Source organism: Viridibacillus arvi, from assembly GCF_001274945.1.
In the GTDB taxonomy this organism is placed as follows: Bacteria; Bacillota; Bacilli; order Bacillales_A; family Planococcaceae; genus Viridibacillus; species Viridibacillus arvi.
The window spans coordinates 1,471,078-1,487,723 of sequence record NZ_LILB01000001.1 but is presented as its reverse complement, the minus strand read 5'-3'; the positions used below and the strand labels follow the sequence as shown (position 1 = coordinate 1,487,723).

The window sequence follows — 16,646 nt, the reverse complement described above, 5'->3', positions numbered from 1 at the left end:
TAAGCCCGGTGGAATACCGAACTCAGGTCTTAGAAGCTGCTTAACTAAATATGTCTAACTTTCTTGGGTCAGTTCAGAATGATATCTCAGTGGAAATGCTTTTTATTTTCCGGGAAATATTTAGTGCACTATTCGTCAAAATTTTTATAATAGCAAATTTTCATGTTAGAAAATCATTATATATGCTAATCGAATAATTAGAAGTATTAAAAAGAAACTTACTAAACTAAATAGTACGAGTATCCTTTTATTTGGAGAATTTTGCACCTGATTGCACTTCCACTTCATTTGTATTTTTGAACATATAGCCACTATACGACATTTTAATCGCATGAATCAGCCCAATAAGCATCATATTCGATAATAGAGAACTACCTCCATAACTTAGAAACGGTAAGGTGACACCGGTAACGGGTAATAACCCAATCGTCATCCCAATGTTTTGGAAAATTTGGAAGGTTAATAAGCCAATAATCCCCGCCGCAATTAGGAAAGTAAATTGTTTTTTAGCATGAAGGGCATGGAAAACCATTCGATATAATAATAAAAAAAATAAAACAATAACGATAGAAGCACCGATAAATCCTGTTTCCTCAGCTATCGTAGAAAATATGAAATCCGTATGTTTTTCAGGTACATACACATTATTTTGTAAATAACCTTTTCCGCTAAGTAAACCTGAGCCAATAGCTAATAGCCCTAGCTTTGTTTGGTAGGCTGAATCACTATATTCAAAAGGATGAAGCCAGCCGTTAATACGAGATATTTGGTGTGGAGACAAACTAGTTAGAATTTTGTCGGTGAAAAATTGATTGAACCAAAAATAAATAATGATAATGGTACTGATTAAAACTGTTGGGATAATCGTAATGACTGCCAGCAGTTGTTTTTTTATACCGGAAAAATAAATCATTGGTATAAGCATGGCCATATATAGCATAAGCATACCTGTATCTGGTTGTTTGTACACGATGAGCATCGGTGGAATGCTAATAATAGCAATTTTCGTTAATAACCATAAATCCGTAAAGTATGTTTGAACTTGTCCTTTTTTATTATGACTTTCAATGAGCTTTGCGACGACAAGTAAAAGTGCAAACTTAAAAAACTCGGAAGGCTGGAAAGTGCCTATAAATTTTATATGATACCAAGATTTTGCTTCATTGATCGGTCGAGCAATACTTTCAGGAGCAAAAATAAGTGCGATTAATAGGAAGACAATCACCCCATAAAAGGGCCATGATATTTTCTTCAATTGTTCAAAATCTAATCGAGAAACAGCGTACATAATTACAAAGCCAATACAATAAAAAGTAATTTGCTTTACTATAAATGCATCACCATATTGACCGAAATTAGTACTACTTGAGTATATAAATAAGCAGCTAATCAATGCGAGCAATAAGAGATATATATTAATTTGTCGATCCATTTGAATTTTCATTTGTACTTCTCCTAACCCATTCGCTATGTAAATAGTAACGGTTATTAAATAGGAAGGTTCCAAAACTTTTTATTTATGTAAATGTAATTACAACTAAAATGATGAGAACATTAGTAACGATAAGATAAGTTGCAACCGAATTTATAAATCTAAATCAAATAAACGCAGCACGGTATTCTTTCAAGATCCTGTGAAAACAGAAATGACGTACATATAGGTACAGCAGGGTAAGGCTCTTTATGAAGAGATAATAGAGTTATTAGATATTCAATTTTAAGTATGAAATAAAAAAGCTAGTACGCAATTTACGTACTAGCTTTTGTTCTATTAAATTCCAAATTCCTTCTTAATCCAGTGATTTGCTTCTTGCCAGTTACTTACACGTATCACGCCATTTGGAATGGGTTCGCGGTTATAAGGAGCATCGAATAATAACACTGGGATGTCTAATTCCTCGTGAAGTTGAACGGCATTTGCATGCTTGTCCTCGAAAAAGGCATGTACATCGTATTCACGAGCTTTAATTGCTTTATTGACAGGTCCAACGATATCAATTTTGTCATATGGTACATTGAATTGTTTAAACCATTCATAAGTGACATCTGTTGAATTGTCCTCGCGGGCTGTAATGTAATAAAGCTCGACATCTTTTTGCCAAGCAGATAAAATCGCTTGTGCATCCTGTTGAATAGGTGAAGCCATATAAATTTCTGGCTCATTTTCTCTAAACCACTTAAAAAATTCATCACTATCAACAGGGAACGCAGCAGTTAAGTCATATTGCGTTATATCAGATAACGCTAAATTGACATTGAAGGCTTTGTTGATATGAGGCAGAAGTGATTCTGGAGTCGTAACAGTACCGTCAATATCGATACCAAAACGGTAGTTTTTCTTCATTTCATTGCCCCCTGTATACTATGCTTTTGCATTCTCAGCTTTTTCAGCATCTCTTTTTTTATAATATTCTTCAGCTAGTTTATCGATTTCGATTTTCAGCTCTTCAACCATCGTTTCTTCAGGTACTTTACGAACAGTTTTACCTTTCATAAATAGTAAACCTTCTCCGCGAGCACCAGCGATACCGATATCGGCTTCACGAGCTTCACCAGGACCATTTACTGCACAGCCTAAAACAGAAACTTTAAGTGGTGCTTTAATTGTTTGAAGATATTCTTCTACTTCATTGGCAATTGAAATTAAGTCAATTTCAATACGGCCACAAGTTGGGCATGAAATAAGTGTCGGAATGTCAGAAGCTAAACCGAATGTTTTTAATAGTTCACGTGCTACTTTTATTTCTTCAACAGGGTCGGCACTTAATGAAATACGCATTGTATTCCCGATACCCATGCTTAATATTGCGCCTAAACCAGCTGCTGATTTAATCGTACCAGAGAATAATGTACCTGATTCAGTAATACCTAAGTGAAGTGGATAGTCAAATGCACGAGATGCTTTTTCATATGCTTCAATTGCTAGGTTTACATCAGATGCTTTCATAGAAACGATAATATCATGGAAATCTAAGTCTTCTAAGATTTTAATATGGTGTAAGGCACTTTCAACCATACCATCTGCAGTAGGGTAGCCATATTTTTCAAGGATTTTACGTTCTAATGAACCAGCGTTTACACCGATACGAATCGGTACACCTTTTGCTTTAGCTGCATTTACAACAGCTTCTACTTTTTCTTTACGTCCAATGTTACCAGGGTTAATACGAATTTTATCAACGCCAGCGTCGATTGCTTTTAAGGCTAATTTGTAGTCAAAGTGAATATCTGCAACTAGTGGGATATGGATACGTTTCTTGATCTCAGCTAATGCATCAGCTGCTCGTTCATCTGGGCAAGCGACACGAACGATTTGACAGCCCGCTTCTTCTAAGCGAAGAATTTCTGCCACAGTTGCTTCTACATCATGTGTTTTAGTCGTTGTCATACTTTGTATAATTACTTCATTGCTTCCGCCAATTGTTAAGTCACCTACGCGAACTTTACGCGTTTTCGTACGGTGAACGATTTCATTCATGAAAACTCTCTCCTTCATAGGCTCAAAAATAGAGCCTTCACTGTACACTATTTTAGCAGTGTTCCAAAGAAAATGACAAGGAAGAAACATTAATTGTTTAATTTGTACATGAATGAGCATTTTTTATACTGAATGGTAGTTGAATCGACTCACCAGGCTTAAAGGATTGTTTAAGTAAATGTGGATTTAGTTCATAAAAAAGTTCCAAGCGTTCTGAGAAGCTCATCGAACTTTCAGATGGATAAAGAGCAAACAGTGATTGTAGGTTATCACCGGGTATTGTACGAACCGTAATTGTTTTAATATCTGGAACATCAACACAAGTTTCTTCAACAACTGGCTCTTTATAAAAAGCTGCTAGCGGGATTGTCCCCTCTAGAAGATCGATTTTCAGGATAAAAGCAATAAATAGAATACCAAGTGCAGAAAAGAATATTTTCAAAAAAATCTCCCCCTTCGTTCAATATATGAACAAGAGAGAGATTCATTCGTAGCATTTCTATTATTTTTTTATTTTTGGGTATTTCGTTATCGCACTAGCGATATAAGCTACGATAATTACCATAGAAATGAGGGTCATAACTGTGCCGTTTAAAGAAGTGAAAGATAGTAAAGTTGTTAGAATAGTAGAAAGAGTTGTAGCGAGTGCAGTTGTACGCCAAATATGGCGATATTCACCTCGATGTCCCATCATTTTCAATAATATAGATCCTATAAAGCCATAAATACTTATTCGTAGAAAAGTTAAAAAAGTAGAGATAGTGAATAATAAGACGAAAGCAAACGGATAAATTAACCATTTAATATCATCTAAGTACTCTTTTAGACCTTCAAGCTGTGACGTGTCAACGCTTGAGCCGACACCAGTTAGGAATTGGATAAAAGAAACCACAGTGATAAAAGTGATTAATATAAAGACGTATTGAATCAATTTACCGATTGGTAGCATGCGATATGCAGCTAGTTTTTTGGGATGTAATATACTGTCTAGAAATAATTGATAATGTTTAATTTTCATAATATGATATGCTCCTTCTATGGTATTTTACCATGAGTTAGCAGCACTTAGTAATTGTCGGCATTGTGAACAATTACACTATATTGAAGTAACTATATTAAACGAATGTAAATTTTTTATAGAATAACTTACAATTTGATTACATTATCTTCATAATAAAGCTTAGGTTAATAGTAATGCAGGGAGTTGACAGCAGGTGAGTCTGAATTGGCAAGAAATGCTTTTCCAGTTCTTTGGAGGATTAGGACTATTTTTATTTTCTATTAAATATATGGGTGACGGCTTACAAAAATCAGCAGGAGATCGCCTTCGTGATATATTAGATCGCTATACCACAAATCCAATGATGGGCGTATTAGTCGGCATTTTGGTAACAGTACTTATTCAATCGAGCTCTGGTACAACGGTCATTACAGTTGGACTTGTAAGCGCAGGTTTTATGACGCTACGTCAAGCAATAGGTGTTATTATGGGCGCTAATATAGGAACGACATTTACTGCATTTATCATTGGCTTTGATATTGGCCAATTTGCGTATCTAGTCTTAGCTATTGGTGCTTTTCTATTATTTTTCTTTAAGAAAAATAGTATCCAAAATATCGGACAAATAATCTTTGGTCTTGGAGGATTATTTGTTGGCCTGGAACTTATGAGTAATGGTATGAAACCTTTACAGGAGCTACCAACATTTATTGATATGGCATTACGTATTAGTGAAAATTCTATACTGGGTGTTATTTTAGGTGCATTGGTAACATTAATAATTCAGAGCTCTAGTGCCACAATTGGTATTTTACAAGGATTGTACGGGGAAGGATTAATGCCGCTTCACGGAGCGTTACCGATTTTATTTGGTGATAATATCGGTACGACATTAACGGCTGTACTAGCATCAATTGGTGCATCAGTAGCCGCCCGTCGAGTAGCAGCGATGCATGTATTATTCAATGTCATTGGAACAATTATTTTCCTTTTAATTTTACCACAATTTACACTTTATATAGAATGGTTAGCAGGCGTCGCCGGATTAGAACCTAAAATGCAGATTGCATTTGCACACGGATCTTTTAATGTAGTAAATACAATGATTCAATTACCATTAATAGGCGTGTGGGCATATGTTGTGACTAAACTAATACCTGGTGAGGATTCTGTTATTGAATATAAACCAAGAAGTTTGGATCTGCATTTTATCGAAGCATCACCTGCTATCGCAATTGGACAAGCGAAGGAAGAAGTTTTACGTATGGGTAAATATAGTATTCGGGGTCTAGAAGAGACATTCGAATATTTGAAAACAAACGATAAAAAGAATGCTAAAAACGTTTTACAATATGAAGAAGCAATTAATAGTTTAGATCAAAAAATCACTGATTATTTAGTGAAAGTTTCTGCACAACCATTGTCAGATACAGATTCTACTAGACATCATATTTTACTAGAAAATGTCCGTGATATTGAGAGAATTGGAGATCATTTTGAGAACATTGTAGAATTAATAGACTACAAAACCGTGAATGGGGTACAGTTGAGTGAGCCCGCTATAAACGATTTAAGTGAAATGTTTACGTTAACAATTGAAACAGTTCAAAAGGCTATTTTGGCATTGGATACAACCAACCATGGATTGGCGATTGATGTAACAAAAAAAGAAGAGCTTATTGATCAAATGGAGCGAACTTTTAGAAAAAAACATATTCATCGATTAAATCTTGGTCAATGCTCGGCACATTCGGGTATCGTCTTTACTGATATTGTTAGTAACTTAGAACGTATAGGAGATCACGCTGTTAATATCGCGGAAGCTATTTTACAAAAACATTAAGGAGGGGTTTTATGGATATAATTGCTTGGATACTTATTACTTTAAGTTTTATTATTGCGTTTGTTGGGCTTATATATCCGATTATTCCGTCAGTACTATTTATATTGCTAGGGTTTATCCTACATGGAGTATTTTATAGCTTTGGAGATTTACCATGGTGGTTCTGGGTAATTCAACTTCTGTTTGTTGCATTATTATTTGGAGCAGATACATTAGCAAATGCTTTTGGTGTGAAAAAATTTGGTGGTTCTAACGCGGGAATGTGGGGGAGCACGATTGGTCTATTAATCGGACCTTTTGTAATTCCAATTGCAGGTATATTGCTAGGGCCTTTTTTAGGAGCAGTGCTAGCAGAGTTAATCGTTAATAGAAGTAGTGTAAAACAAGCCATTCGAACTGGAATCGGTTCACTCGTCGGGTTCTTAACCTCTATTATTACGAAGGGAATCATCCAAATAATAATGATTATTATATTTGTTATTGTGATATAAATTGTTCGATAATTTAATAGATTTTCAGTCAAAAGGCTGAAATCCTTTGTTTTAGTGAATAATGTTTGAATGAAAGCTCTTATTTTGATAATCTAAGAATGTAATTAATACTTATTAATCCTGAGGAGGAAATTTAATCATGGCTTTTGAATTACCAAAATTACCTTATGCATATGACGCATTAGAACCACATATCGACGCAACTACAATGGAAATTCACCACACTAAACATCACAATACTTATGTTCAAGGAATTAACGCTGCTCTAGAAGGTAAATCAGAATTCGAAGGGAAATCAGTAGAAGAAATTATCGCTAATTTAGATGCTGTTCCTGAAGAAATTCGTACTGCTGTACGCAACCACGGTGGCGGTCACTCTAACCACTCATTATTCTGGGAATCTTTAGCTGCAAATGCAGGTGGAGCTCCAACTGGCGAATTAGCTGCTGCAATTGATGCTAAATTCGGTAGCTTTGACGCTTTCAAAGAACAATTCGATAATGCTGCTAAAACTCGCTTCGGTTCAGGCTGGGCTTGGTTATCAGTTGCTAACGGCGAATTAGAAATCTCTTCAACTCCAAACCAAGATTCACCAATCATGGAAGGTAAAACTCCATTATTAGGTCTTGATGTTTGGGAACACGCTTACTACTTAAACTACCAAAACCGTCGTCCTGACTACATTGGTGCTTTCTGGAATGTAGTAAACTGGGATAAAGTTGCAGAACGTTTCGCAGCTGCAAAATAATCTATTTTAAATGCAACAAAGCACGTACCTTTGACGTCAAAAAGGTGCGTGCTTTTTTATGGTTAAAGAATACATAAGGTGACCTAGAAAGTTTGTAATTTGTACTTTTAATCTCTTTTTCCAAAAATAGAGCACTTCATTAATTTAGTACAAAATCGAAAGTAATTAGCCTGTTTTTCGACAAGACTACGGTGTGTTTTTGTGCTGAAAATGATATACTACTAATTGTGAATTAAGCGGAAGGGGGGACATTGCATGCGAAAAAATCCATCTAAAAAGAAACGTGCAGCTAGTGTCAAAGCCAAACAGCGTGCAAATCTTTCGTTTCGAATGAATATACTTTTCTTTTCAATTTTCCTTTTGTTTTCTATGTTAATTTTGAGATTAGGATATATGCAAATCGTTAAAGGTGAAGATTATGTGAGAGAATTAGCGCGAACTGACGAAGTAACGGTAAATTCTAGCGTACCTCGTGGCCGAATATATGATAGACAGGGCCGTGTTTTAGTTGATAATGAACCAAAGAATGCGATTACTTATACAAAACTACAATCGACAACAACGAAAGATATGTTGGATGTTGCAAATAAACTCGCAAAACTCATTAAAATGGACACGAAACCTATCACAGATCGAGATAAAAGAGATTTTTGGATAACGCTCAACAAAGAAAAGGCGTATGCAAAAGTAAGTGAAAAAGAACAGCAAGACATTAACAATGCTCCAGATTTAGAACAGAAAGAAAAACAGGCAAAGCTAGATCAATTAGTACGCGATCGAATTACTAATGATGAATTAAGAGAATTAACAAAAAAAGATTTACAAGTGTTAGCTATTTATCGATTAATGGCTGCAGGTTATTATTTATCACCGCAAATTATTAAGAGTGATAATGTAACAAATAAAGAATTTGCTATTGTATCGGAAAATTTATCAAAGCTACCTGGTGTAAATACTACAACAGATTGGGCTCGTGTAAAAAAATCTGCGCTAAGCATTTTAGGGTCAACGACAACACCGAGAGAAGGTATTCCAAAAAATCTGGTAGACTATTATTTGGCGCGTGATTATTCTCGAAATGATCGTGTTGGGAAAAGCTATATTGAACAACAGTATGAAGAGATATTACAAGGCCAAAAAGCGGTTGTCAAAAATGCGACAAACGGCAAAGGGCAAGTTGTAGATACAGAAACAACTTCTGAAGGATCACCAGGAAAAGAATTAATACTTACTATTGATAGTGAATTACAAGAAAGCGTTGATAAGATTGTTGAAGAGCAATTGCTATTTGCCAAATCACAAGGTGGATCTTCATTACTTGATCGTGCTTTCCTTGTCATGATGAATCCAAATACAGGTGAAGTTTTATCGATGGTTGGTAAGAAACTCGAAACAGATGACAAAGGGAAAATGACTGTAAATGACTATGCTATAGGTACATTTACATCTGCCTATGAAGTAGGGTCTGTTATTAAACCAGCAACACTTTTAACTGGTTACTCATTAAATGCAATTACTCCAAATGATGTGTTTATCGACGAACCGATCAAAATTGCAGGTACACAACCTAAAAAGTCCATTTTCAATCCAAGTGGTAGCATTCCAATGGATGGTTTAACTGCTTTAGAGAGATCTTCCAACGTTTATATGTTTAAAACAGCAATGAAAATTGCAGGAGTAAACTATGTACCAAATGCTGGATTACGAGTGACATTAGAGGATTTTACAAAAATTCGTAATTCATATGCACAATTTGGTTTAGGAGTAAAAACAGGTATAGATTTACCTGGAGAATTTGAAGGGTTTAAAGGAAATGAAACGATTTCAGGTAAATTACTTGACTTAGTAATCGGTCAATATGATACTTTTACTCCCCTTCAATTAGCTCAATTCGTCTCAACTATCGCTAATGGTGGTAAACGAATTCAACCACATTTGGCGAAAGAAATTCGAGAGCCATCTGTTGATGGTAAAACCTTAGGGCCAATCGTAACAGAACTTGGACCGACAATTTTAAATACGATTGACAATTCAAAAACAGAAATAGATTATGTTAAGAACGGAATGCATCGTGTTTACTTTGGAAGTCAAGGGACAGGAGCTTCTTACTTCCGGGATGCGAAGTTTGATGCGGCCGGTAAAACAGGTACGGCAGAGGCAGTCTATTATGGTCCAAATAAAAGTGCATACGGAACTCAAACGTTAAGTATCACTCATGTTGGCTATGCTCCTTATGATAATCCTGAAATTGCATATGCAGTAGTTGTACCATGGGTTACAACAGGTACAAACTATACTGCTATCAATAACATCATTGCTCGTAAAGCTGTAGATAAATACTTTGAAATTCAAAAGAAAAATACAGAAAAAGCAAAACAAAAAGTAGGAGAAAAAATTCAAAAGCCTATTACAAAAGAGCAGATTGATGAAGAAGATGCGCAAAAAATAGATGCTCAATAAAATGAGTTTCTTCTATTAAAATAGTTAAACGCCTCACATTGTATAAAATACAATGTGAGGCGTTTTTCTGTTGATAGTATTAATAAAATAGAATCATACTAAATAAATTTTTGTGAGTTTCGAAAGATTTTATAAACTGAAATGACCAAAGAAGGAGAAATTTATATGGTTTATGGATAAACTCTATATTTATAATAGGAAAGTATTTGTGTGAAGATAGAATTAATGTTAAAAATAAATGAATTAAAATAAAAATGTTATGAAAAAATGTTTTAAAAACATATTCTTACTATAATTTATAGATTATTATCTAAAAAGGAAAAAATATCATTGTAAAATAATAACACTAGTGATATCCTATTGTAGAATAATAATTAATTTATATTCTATATATTACAAAGAAAGAAGGATGTTTTTATGAAAAAGTTTTTAGCTTGTATATTTACCATTATATTATGTAGTACTATGCTAAGTATTCCAAATACATTAGCGGCCACTCTATATCTTGATAATGATGATCCGAGTGGTAAAACATGGTCGGATGGGACTTGGGGTTATGCAAAGAGCAATACAGGTTACAGAGGAGACCACAGAATTGCATATGGAAAAAAAGGACATGTTTATCATTGGGGGTTTAATTTCCCAGGGTCTGGCAAGAAAAAAATCTATTATGCTTACCTATCAAATGCTGCATTTACAAATACAAAAGCGGTATATTATGCATCAAATCTTGATGGTACTGAAATGTATACATTAGGAGAAATAAATCAAAATAAAGCAAAACCAGGATGGGTTAAAATTAATAGTGCTGGATATACGGGAGCTAATTTAGGTTTAGCGGTTAGTACAAATGGTAGTACAGTTGGTACAGGAGCCGATGGTGCAAAAGTAGAATATTAAGACATGATTAGAAGGTGAGTATTTTATGAAAAAAAAGTCACTATTTTTTTTTCAATAAGTATTATATTAATAGGGATATGGTTATTTTTTAATAATGATTTTTTTTCTATTCATAATAAAACTATGGATAATTCAACAACTTTGAAAATTGGAGATAAGATGAAAAAAGACGATATTCAAGGTAAAATGCTGAATTCGATAGATTATTATAATAAAGTAAAAGGTTCATTTGTGATAAATAACAAATCTAGTAATTCCAATGTTGAGATAGAATATTTTGTTGATACAATAAAAAATAATTCAAAATCTGTGGGTGTTTTAGAAGGTTCCTTTATAGAATTAGTTCATAATGGTTCTAGTAATACTAGGCTAGAAATTGATAAAACGAATAAAGTTTTTAAAGTTAATAAAACAGTTTCTCCAGAAGACCTTAGTGACTTAGATGAAAATGAATCGGGCAAATCTGTGAAAAGTAGATATGAATATAGTAGTGATGGAGTAGTGTATGTTTTTAGAAACGACCCAACTTATATGGGAATTGCTAGTGAATCTTTATTTCCACAAGAAACTGCTTTATGGTATCTTGAGGACCAGTCACTTTGGAGTATAAAAAAACGTACTGAGAACATTCTTGGAAGAGAAGTAGTCGTGATTGATGGTAAATTTGAAGATTATTATGTGAAAAATCGTGGTGCTACAAGCTATAAACTTTGGGTTGATATCAAGACTGGAATACTTCTTCAACTTGAAGAATATAGTAATAAGGAAATAATAAATTCTCTTTATACTAAATCAATTGAAGTAGATAGAAAGAAATTTAGTAAAACTAACCTAAATGAAAATATTTTTAATGTAACTCCACCAAAAGGGTATAAAGAAATTACCCTTGAATAATTTTGGGAATCAAAAAGTCATATAAATGTACTTTATAGTTCATACGCTAATTAAATATTGACATATTTCATAGCAATACTTTTTCATGCACTTAACAGTTTCCTTTAATAGCCTCTAAAGAAGGACATAGAATAATGTTGACTTTCTTCTATTAAAATAGTTAAACGCCTCACATTGTACAAAATACAATGTGAGGCGTTTTTTTTGTTTATATTATTACAAAAAACGACAGCGATTTACAAAGCGTTTACAATACCTTTATATATCCTTACATTACGTTTATATGTTCTCAACATGTCTACTTTATAGTTAACAGTGTAGTAAACAAACACAAAAACCTTAGGGGGAACAAACAGATGAAAAACTGGAAGTACTTCATGGCGACATCAATCGTAGGCTCGGCACTTTTGTTAGGAGCATGTGGCAGTGACACAGAAGAAGGTAGCAAAACGTCAAACAGCGGTGCATCTAGCCAAGAAACAAATGCAGGTGCAAGTGAGCAACTAGAAGGAAAAATCGCAGGAGACGGTTCTTCAACTGTAGCACCTATCATGGAAGCAATCGTAGAGGAATACACAGCTGTTCAACCTAAAGTACAAGTTTCAGTAGGTGTCTCTGGAACTGGTGGAGGATTTGAAAAATTCATAGCAGGTGAGACGGCGTTTTCTAACGCATCTCGTGAAATTAAAGAAGAAGAGGCTGCTAAGTTAAAAGAAGCAGGCATTGACTATACAGAAATGAAAATTGGTTATGATGGTTTATCTATCGTAGTAAATAAAGAGAATGATTGGATAGAAGATTTAACAGTAGAACAATTAAAACAAATTTGGACTGAAGATGGTAAAGAAAAGAAATGGTCTGATATCGATCCATCTTGGCCAAAAGAGAAAATCGTCTACTACTCTCCTGGTACTGACTCAGGAACATATGACTACTTCGATGAAGTCATTTTAGATGGTAAAGATTTAGCGAAAAAAGCAACTCTATCAGAAGATGATAACGTGCTAGTACAAGGTGTTGAAGGCGATAAAAATGCTATCGGATTCTTCGGCTACGCTTACTACTTAGCAAATAAAGATAATCTTAAAATAGTTAAAGTTGGCGGAATTGAGCCAACAAATGAAACAATTAAATCAGGTGAATATTCACCGCTCTCTAGACCACTATTCATCTACGTGAAGAATAGCGAAGTAAAAGAAAATGCAGCATTCTATAACTTTATGAAATACGCTCTTGAAAATGCAGGTGATATGGCAGAAGCTGTAGGCTATGTTAGAACACCAGATGAAGATTACAAAAAAGACTTAGATGCTTTAGAAGGCTTGAAATAATCACTGGCTAGGGGAGCGAGTAGCAAAACGCTACCTGCTCCCTTTTTACTGAAGGGGGACTTCAACTTGGCTGTAAAAGAATCGACGGAAAAGCTGTCTGTTCAGGATTTAATTGCACAATCACGTGGTAAGGGATCTAAAAAGATTGTAGAAAAAGTAATGCCAATCTTATTATTTACCACTGCTTTAATATCGGTATTAACAACGTTTGGAATAGTCTTCACACTTATTTTTGAAACATTTGAATTCTTTAAGGAAGTACCTATCATTGATTTCTTATTTGGTACGGAATGGCTACCATTCTCAAGTAAGGAGCCAATGTACGGGATTTTACCGCTAATTTTAGGAACGCTAAAGGTAACAGTTATTGCAGTTTTAGTAGCAGTTCCTCTGGGTATTGCAGCAGCAATTTACCTTAGTGAATATGCAAGTGATCGTACACGACGTATGATCAAGCCAGTTCTAGAAGTATTAGCAGGTATTCCGACAATTGTTTATGGATTCTTTGCACTTACGTTCGTCACTCCTATGTTACAAGAATTGATTCCAGGGTTGAAAATCTTTAATGCACTGAGTCCAGGAATTGTCGTAGGAATCATGATACTACCGATGATTGCTTCGCTTTCTGAAGATGCAATGACTTCTGTACCAAATGCAATGCGAGAAGGTGCTTTGGCACTTGGTTCAACAAAACTGGAAGTAGCGATCAAAATTGTGTTACCAGCAGCTTTATCTGGAATATTAGCTTCGGTAGTACTTGCGGTATCTCGTGCAATTGGTGAAACAATGATTGTATCTCTTGCTGGAGGAGCGACACCAACATTTGACTTTAGCGTTACGGATTCGATCCAAACGATGACTGCATATATTGTACAAGTTTCAACAGGTGATGCTGGGTATGGAACAACCATTTACTACTCAATTTACTCAGTTGGATTTACATTATTCATCTTCACATTGCTGATGAATTTACTCGCACATTTCATTTCAAAACGCTTTAGGGAGGAATATTGATGGTGAAATATGTTGATCATACGCAAGTAGTGAAGCGCATGAATGGACGACTAGTTGTAAATAAACTGTTGAAAACCGTCTTCCTATTAGCAACACTTTTTGCATTAGCAACTCTTGGAATATTAGTTTACCGTATGTTTGATCAAGGTTGGGGTTATTTATCGGTAGACTTTATATCAAACTTTGCTTCTAGGTTCCCAGAAAAAGCAGGGATTAAAGCTGCACTCGTCGGTTCCATCTTTTTAATGCTAGTTGTAGCACCAGTTTCCCTATTTCTTGGGGTAGGAACGGCAATTTATTTAGAAGAGTATGCGAAGCAAAATAAAATAAACGCCTTCATTCGCATGAATATCTCGAATTTAGCAGGTGTTCCTTCTATAGTATTTGGGTTACTTGGTTTAACAATATTCGTTCGTTCGCTAGCTTTAGGGAAAAGTGTACTAGCAGCAGGACTTACAATGAGTTTGCTGATCTTACCTGTTATTATAGTGGCTGCACAAGAAGCAATTCGTTCTGTACCAAAAGAATTAAGAGAAGCATCTTACGGTATGGGAGCAACAAAATGGCAAACGATTTTAAAAGTTGTTTTACCATCAGCGGTGCCTGGGATCTTAACAGGAAGTATTTTAGCACTGTCAAGAGCTATAGGTGAGACTGCACCGCTTGTTGTGTTAGGAATTCCAGTAATTGTACATTTCTTACCAGATGGCATTTTGAGCGAATTCACAGCTTTACCGATGCAAATCTTTGACTGGGCAAAACGCCCGCAAGAGGAATTTCAATATGTTGCAGCGGCAGGGATTCTAGTGTTGATGACATTCTTGGTTATCTTAAACTCTATTGCCGTCTTAATTCGAAATAAATTTCAGCGTCGTTATTAAAAACTAGGGGGCTTCAATGATGGTTAAACTTCCAGTAAACGAAGTATATGAAACAAAAGGACAAAAATTAAAAGTAATTTCAAACGAAGACAAACGAACAGTGTATCACTCTAAAAACTTGAATTTATGGTACGGGGAACATCATGCCTTAAAAGATATAAATCTTGAAATGAAAGAAAATGAAGTAACGGCTATTATTGGTCCATCTGGTTGTGGTAAATCGACGTATATTAAAACATTAAATCGAATGGTCGAGCTAATCCCATCTGTTCGTACAGAAGGTGAAATTTTATACCGTGAGCGTAATATTCTAGATAACAAATACCAAGTTGAAGAATTGCGTACTAAAGTCGGTATGGTATTTCAAAAACCAAACCCATTCCCAAAATCTATTTACGACAATATCGCTTATGGTCCACGTATTCATGGTATTAAAAATAAGAAAATCCTCGATGAAATTGTGGAAAAAAGTTTACGCGGAGCAGCAATATGGGATGAAGTTAAAGATCGCCTAAACCAAAATGCATATGGTTTATCAGGTGGACAGCAACAACGTATTTGTATCGCTAGATGCCTTGCCATTGAACCGGATGTTATTTTAATGGATGAGCCAACTTCAGCATTAGATCCGATTTCTACATTAAAAGTTGAAGAGTTAGTACAGGAATTAAAAGAAAACTACTCGATTATTATAGTGACACATAATATGCAACAAGCAGCACGAATTTCTGATAAAACGGCATTTTTCCTAAATGGAGAAGTGATAGAGTATGCGGCTACGAACCATATTTTCTCTACACCAACGGATAAAAGAACAGAAGATTATATTTCCGGTCGATTCGGTTAAGGAGGAATAGAAAGATGACGGTTCGTGAAAAATTTGAAAATGATTTAAAGCGAGTGCAGGGGCTAATGTTAGATTTATGCCATATGTCTATTCATGCATTAGAGAAATCAGTTGAGGCTCTTTTTAACCAAGATATTGATGCGGCACTATTATTAATAGATCAAGATCGTTTTATCAATAGGTTAGAAGAACATTTAAATGATGAAGTCATTTTATTGATTGCCAAGCAACAACCTGTTGCGACTGATTTACGTCGCTTAATCGTCATGATTAAGGCTGCCTCTGATATGGAGAGAATTGGGGATTATGCTGTAAATATCGCCAAAGAGACGATTCGTCTTGGTGAAACGAAAGTTGTCTATCCTACGGAGAAAATTGCACAAATGCGTGATCAAGCAATCGCTATGCTAAAAAATATGGTACAGGCATTTATCGAAGAAGATATGAATAAAGCCAAGGAAATTGCGCTTTTAGATGATCAAATTGATGCTTTATATGGAGAAGCAATCGTTGAAATTTTAAATACGCCGACCGAAAATATGAAAGATATTGGCCAAGTGGCGCAATTATCTTTTGTTTGTCGCTATTTAGAGCGTTCGGCAGATCATGCTACAAATTTAGCTGAATTGTTATTTTACCTAGTGAAGGGTAAGCATTATGAATTGAATCAATAACCATTCCATATTAGAAAGCAAGCTGACTAATTAGCAGCTTGCTTTTTGTTGTCCAAATTGCATGGTAGATACAATAATAATAATC

At 34.9% G+C, this 16,646-nt stretch carries 16 protein-coding genes; 11 read left to right on the top strand and 5 right to left on the bottom strand.

Annotation, left to right across the window (positions count from 1 at the left end):
- Positions 1 to 247: 247 nt before the first annotated feature.
- The 5 genes from AMD00_RS07090 to AMD00_RS07070 form a co-directional block, all read right to left on the bottom strand.
- Positions 248 to 1,444, bottom strand: coding sequence for an FtsW/RodA/SpoVE family cell cycle protein (locus tag AMD00_RS07090; protein WP_053416334.1), 1,197 nt, complete (start codon positions 1,442 to 1,444; stop codon positions 248 to 250).
- A 327-nt stretch (positions 1,445 to 1,771) separates the two neighbouring features.
- The gene (locus AMD00_RS07085; RefSeq protein ID WP_053416333.1) at positions 1,772 to 2,344 is read right to left on the bottom strand and encodes a 5' nucleotidase, NT5C type; all 573 of its coding nucleotides are present in this window, start codon (positions 2,342 to 2,344) and stop codon (positions 1,772 to 1,774) included.
- A gap of 18 nt (positions 2,345 to 2,362) precedes the next feature.
- Positions 2,363 to 3,478, bottom strand: coding sequence for a flavodoxin-dependent (E)-4-hydroxy-3-methylbut-2-enyl-diphosphate synthase (gene ispG, locus AMD00_RS07080; RefSeq protein ID WP_053416332.1), 1,116 nt, complete (start codon positions 3,476 to 3,478; stop codon positions 2,363 to 2,365).
- 97 nt (positions 3,479 to 3,575) lie between these two features.
- Complete coding sequence (locus AMD00_RS07075; RefSeq protein WP_053416331.1) at positions 3,576 to 3,920, bottom strand: hypothetical protein; 345 nt, start codon at positions 3,918 to 3,920, stop codon at positions 3,576 to 3,578.
- A 60-nt stretch (positions 3,921 to 3,980) separates the two neighbouring features.
- Complete coding sequence (locus AMD00_RS07070) at positions 3,981 to 4,496, bottom strand: DUF1189 family protein (protein WP_245639455.1); 516 nt, start codon at positions 4,494 to 4,496, stop codon at positions 3,981 to 3,983.
- Positions 4,497 to 4,713: 217 nt separating this feature from the next.
- On the opposite strand from AMD00_RS07070, the gene AMD00_RS07065 reads away from it, so the two are divergent.
- The 11 genes from AMD00_RS07065 to phoU all read left to right on the top strand — a co-directional run bounded on the left by AMD00_RS07065 (position 4,714) and on the right by phoU (position 16,561).
- Complete coding sequence (locus AMD00_RS07065) at positions 4,714 to 6,321, top strand: Na/Pi cotransporter family protein (RefSeq protein WP_211258633.1); 1,608 nt, start codon at positions 4,714 to 4,716, stop codon at positions 6,319 to 6,321.
- An 11-nt stretch (positions 6,322 to 6,332) separates the two neighbouring features.
- Positions 6,333 to 6,812, top strand: a complete 480-nt coding sequence (locus tag AMD00_RS07060) for a DUF456 domain-containing protein (RefSeq protein WP_053416329.1) — start codon at positions 6,333 to 6,335, stop codon at positions 6,810 to 6,812.
- A 139-nt stretch (positions 6,813 to 6,951) separates the two neighbouring features.
- Positions 6,952 to 7,560 carry a superoxide dismutase gene (locus AMD00_RS07055; protein WP_038186848.1) on the top strand — a complete coding sequence of 203 codons (609 nt, stop codon included), beginning with the start codon at positions 6,952 to 6,954 and terminating at the stop codon, positions 7,558 to 7,560.
- Positions 7,561 to 7,815: 255 nt separating this feature from the next.
- Positions 7,816 to 10,020, top strand: a complete 2,205-nt coding sequence (locus tag AMD00_RS07050; protein ID WP_053416328.1) for a peptidoglycan D,D-transpeptidase FtsI family protein — start codon at positions 7,816 to 7,818, stop codon at positions 10,018 to 10,020.
- A 417-nt stretch (positions 10,021 to 10,437) separates the two neighbouring features.
- The gene (locus tag AMD00_RS07045) at positions 10,438 to 10,920 is read left to right on the top strand and encodes a hypothetical protein (protein WP_053416327.1); all 483 of its coding nucleotides are present in this window, start codon (positions 10,438 to 10,440) and stop codon (positions 10,918 to 10,920) included.
- Between the two features lie 123 nt (positions 10,921 to 11,043).
- Positions 11,044 to 11,814: a hypothetical protein gene (locus AMD00_RS07040; RefSeq protein ID WP_169786330.1), complete on the top strand. Its 771-nt coding sequence runs from the start codon at positions 11,044 to 11,046 to the stop codon at positions 11,812 to 11,814.
- A gap of 356 nt (positions 11,815 to 12,170) precedes the next feature.
- Positions 12,171 to 13,145, top strand: coding sequence for a PstS family phosphate ABC transporter substrate-binding protein (locus AMD00_RS07035; RefSeq protein WP_053416325.1), 975 nt, complete (start codon positions 12,171 to 12,173; stop codon positions 13,143 to 13,145).
- 66 nt (positions 13,146 to 13,211) lie between these two features.
- The gene (gene pstC, locus AMD00_RS07030) at positions 13,212 to 14,159 is read left to right on the top strand and encodes a phosphate ABC transporter permease subunit PstC (protein ID WP_053416324.1); all 948 of its coding nucleotides are present in this window, start codon (positions 13,212 to 13,214) and stop codon (positions 14,157 to 14,159) included.
- Between the two features lie 2 nt (positions 14,160 to 14,161).
- Complete coding sequence (pstA, locus tag AMD00_RS07025) at positions 14,162 to 15,040, top strand: phosphate ABC transporter permease PstA (protein WP_053416808.1); 879 nt, start codon at positions 14,162 to 14,164, stop codon at positions 15,038 to 15,040.
- 19 nt (positions 15,041 to 15,059) lie between these two features.
- Positions 15,060 to 15,887, top strand: a complete 828-nt coding sequence (gene pstB, locus AMD00_RS07020) for a phosphate ABC transporter ATP-binding protein PstB (protein ID WP_053416323.1) — start codon at positions 15,060 to 15,062, stop codon at positions 15,885 to 15,887.
- A 14-nt stretch (positions 15,888 to 15,901) separates the two neighbouring features.
- Positions 15,902 to 16,561 (top strand): phosphate signaling complex protein PhoU, encoded by a 660-nt coding sequence (phoU, locus tag AMD00_RS07015; RefSeq protein WP_053416322.1) that lies wholly within the window; start codon positions 15,902 to 15,904, stop codon positions 16,559 to 16,561.
- The last annotated feature ends 85 nt before the right edge of the window (positions 16,562 to 16,646 follow it).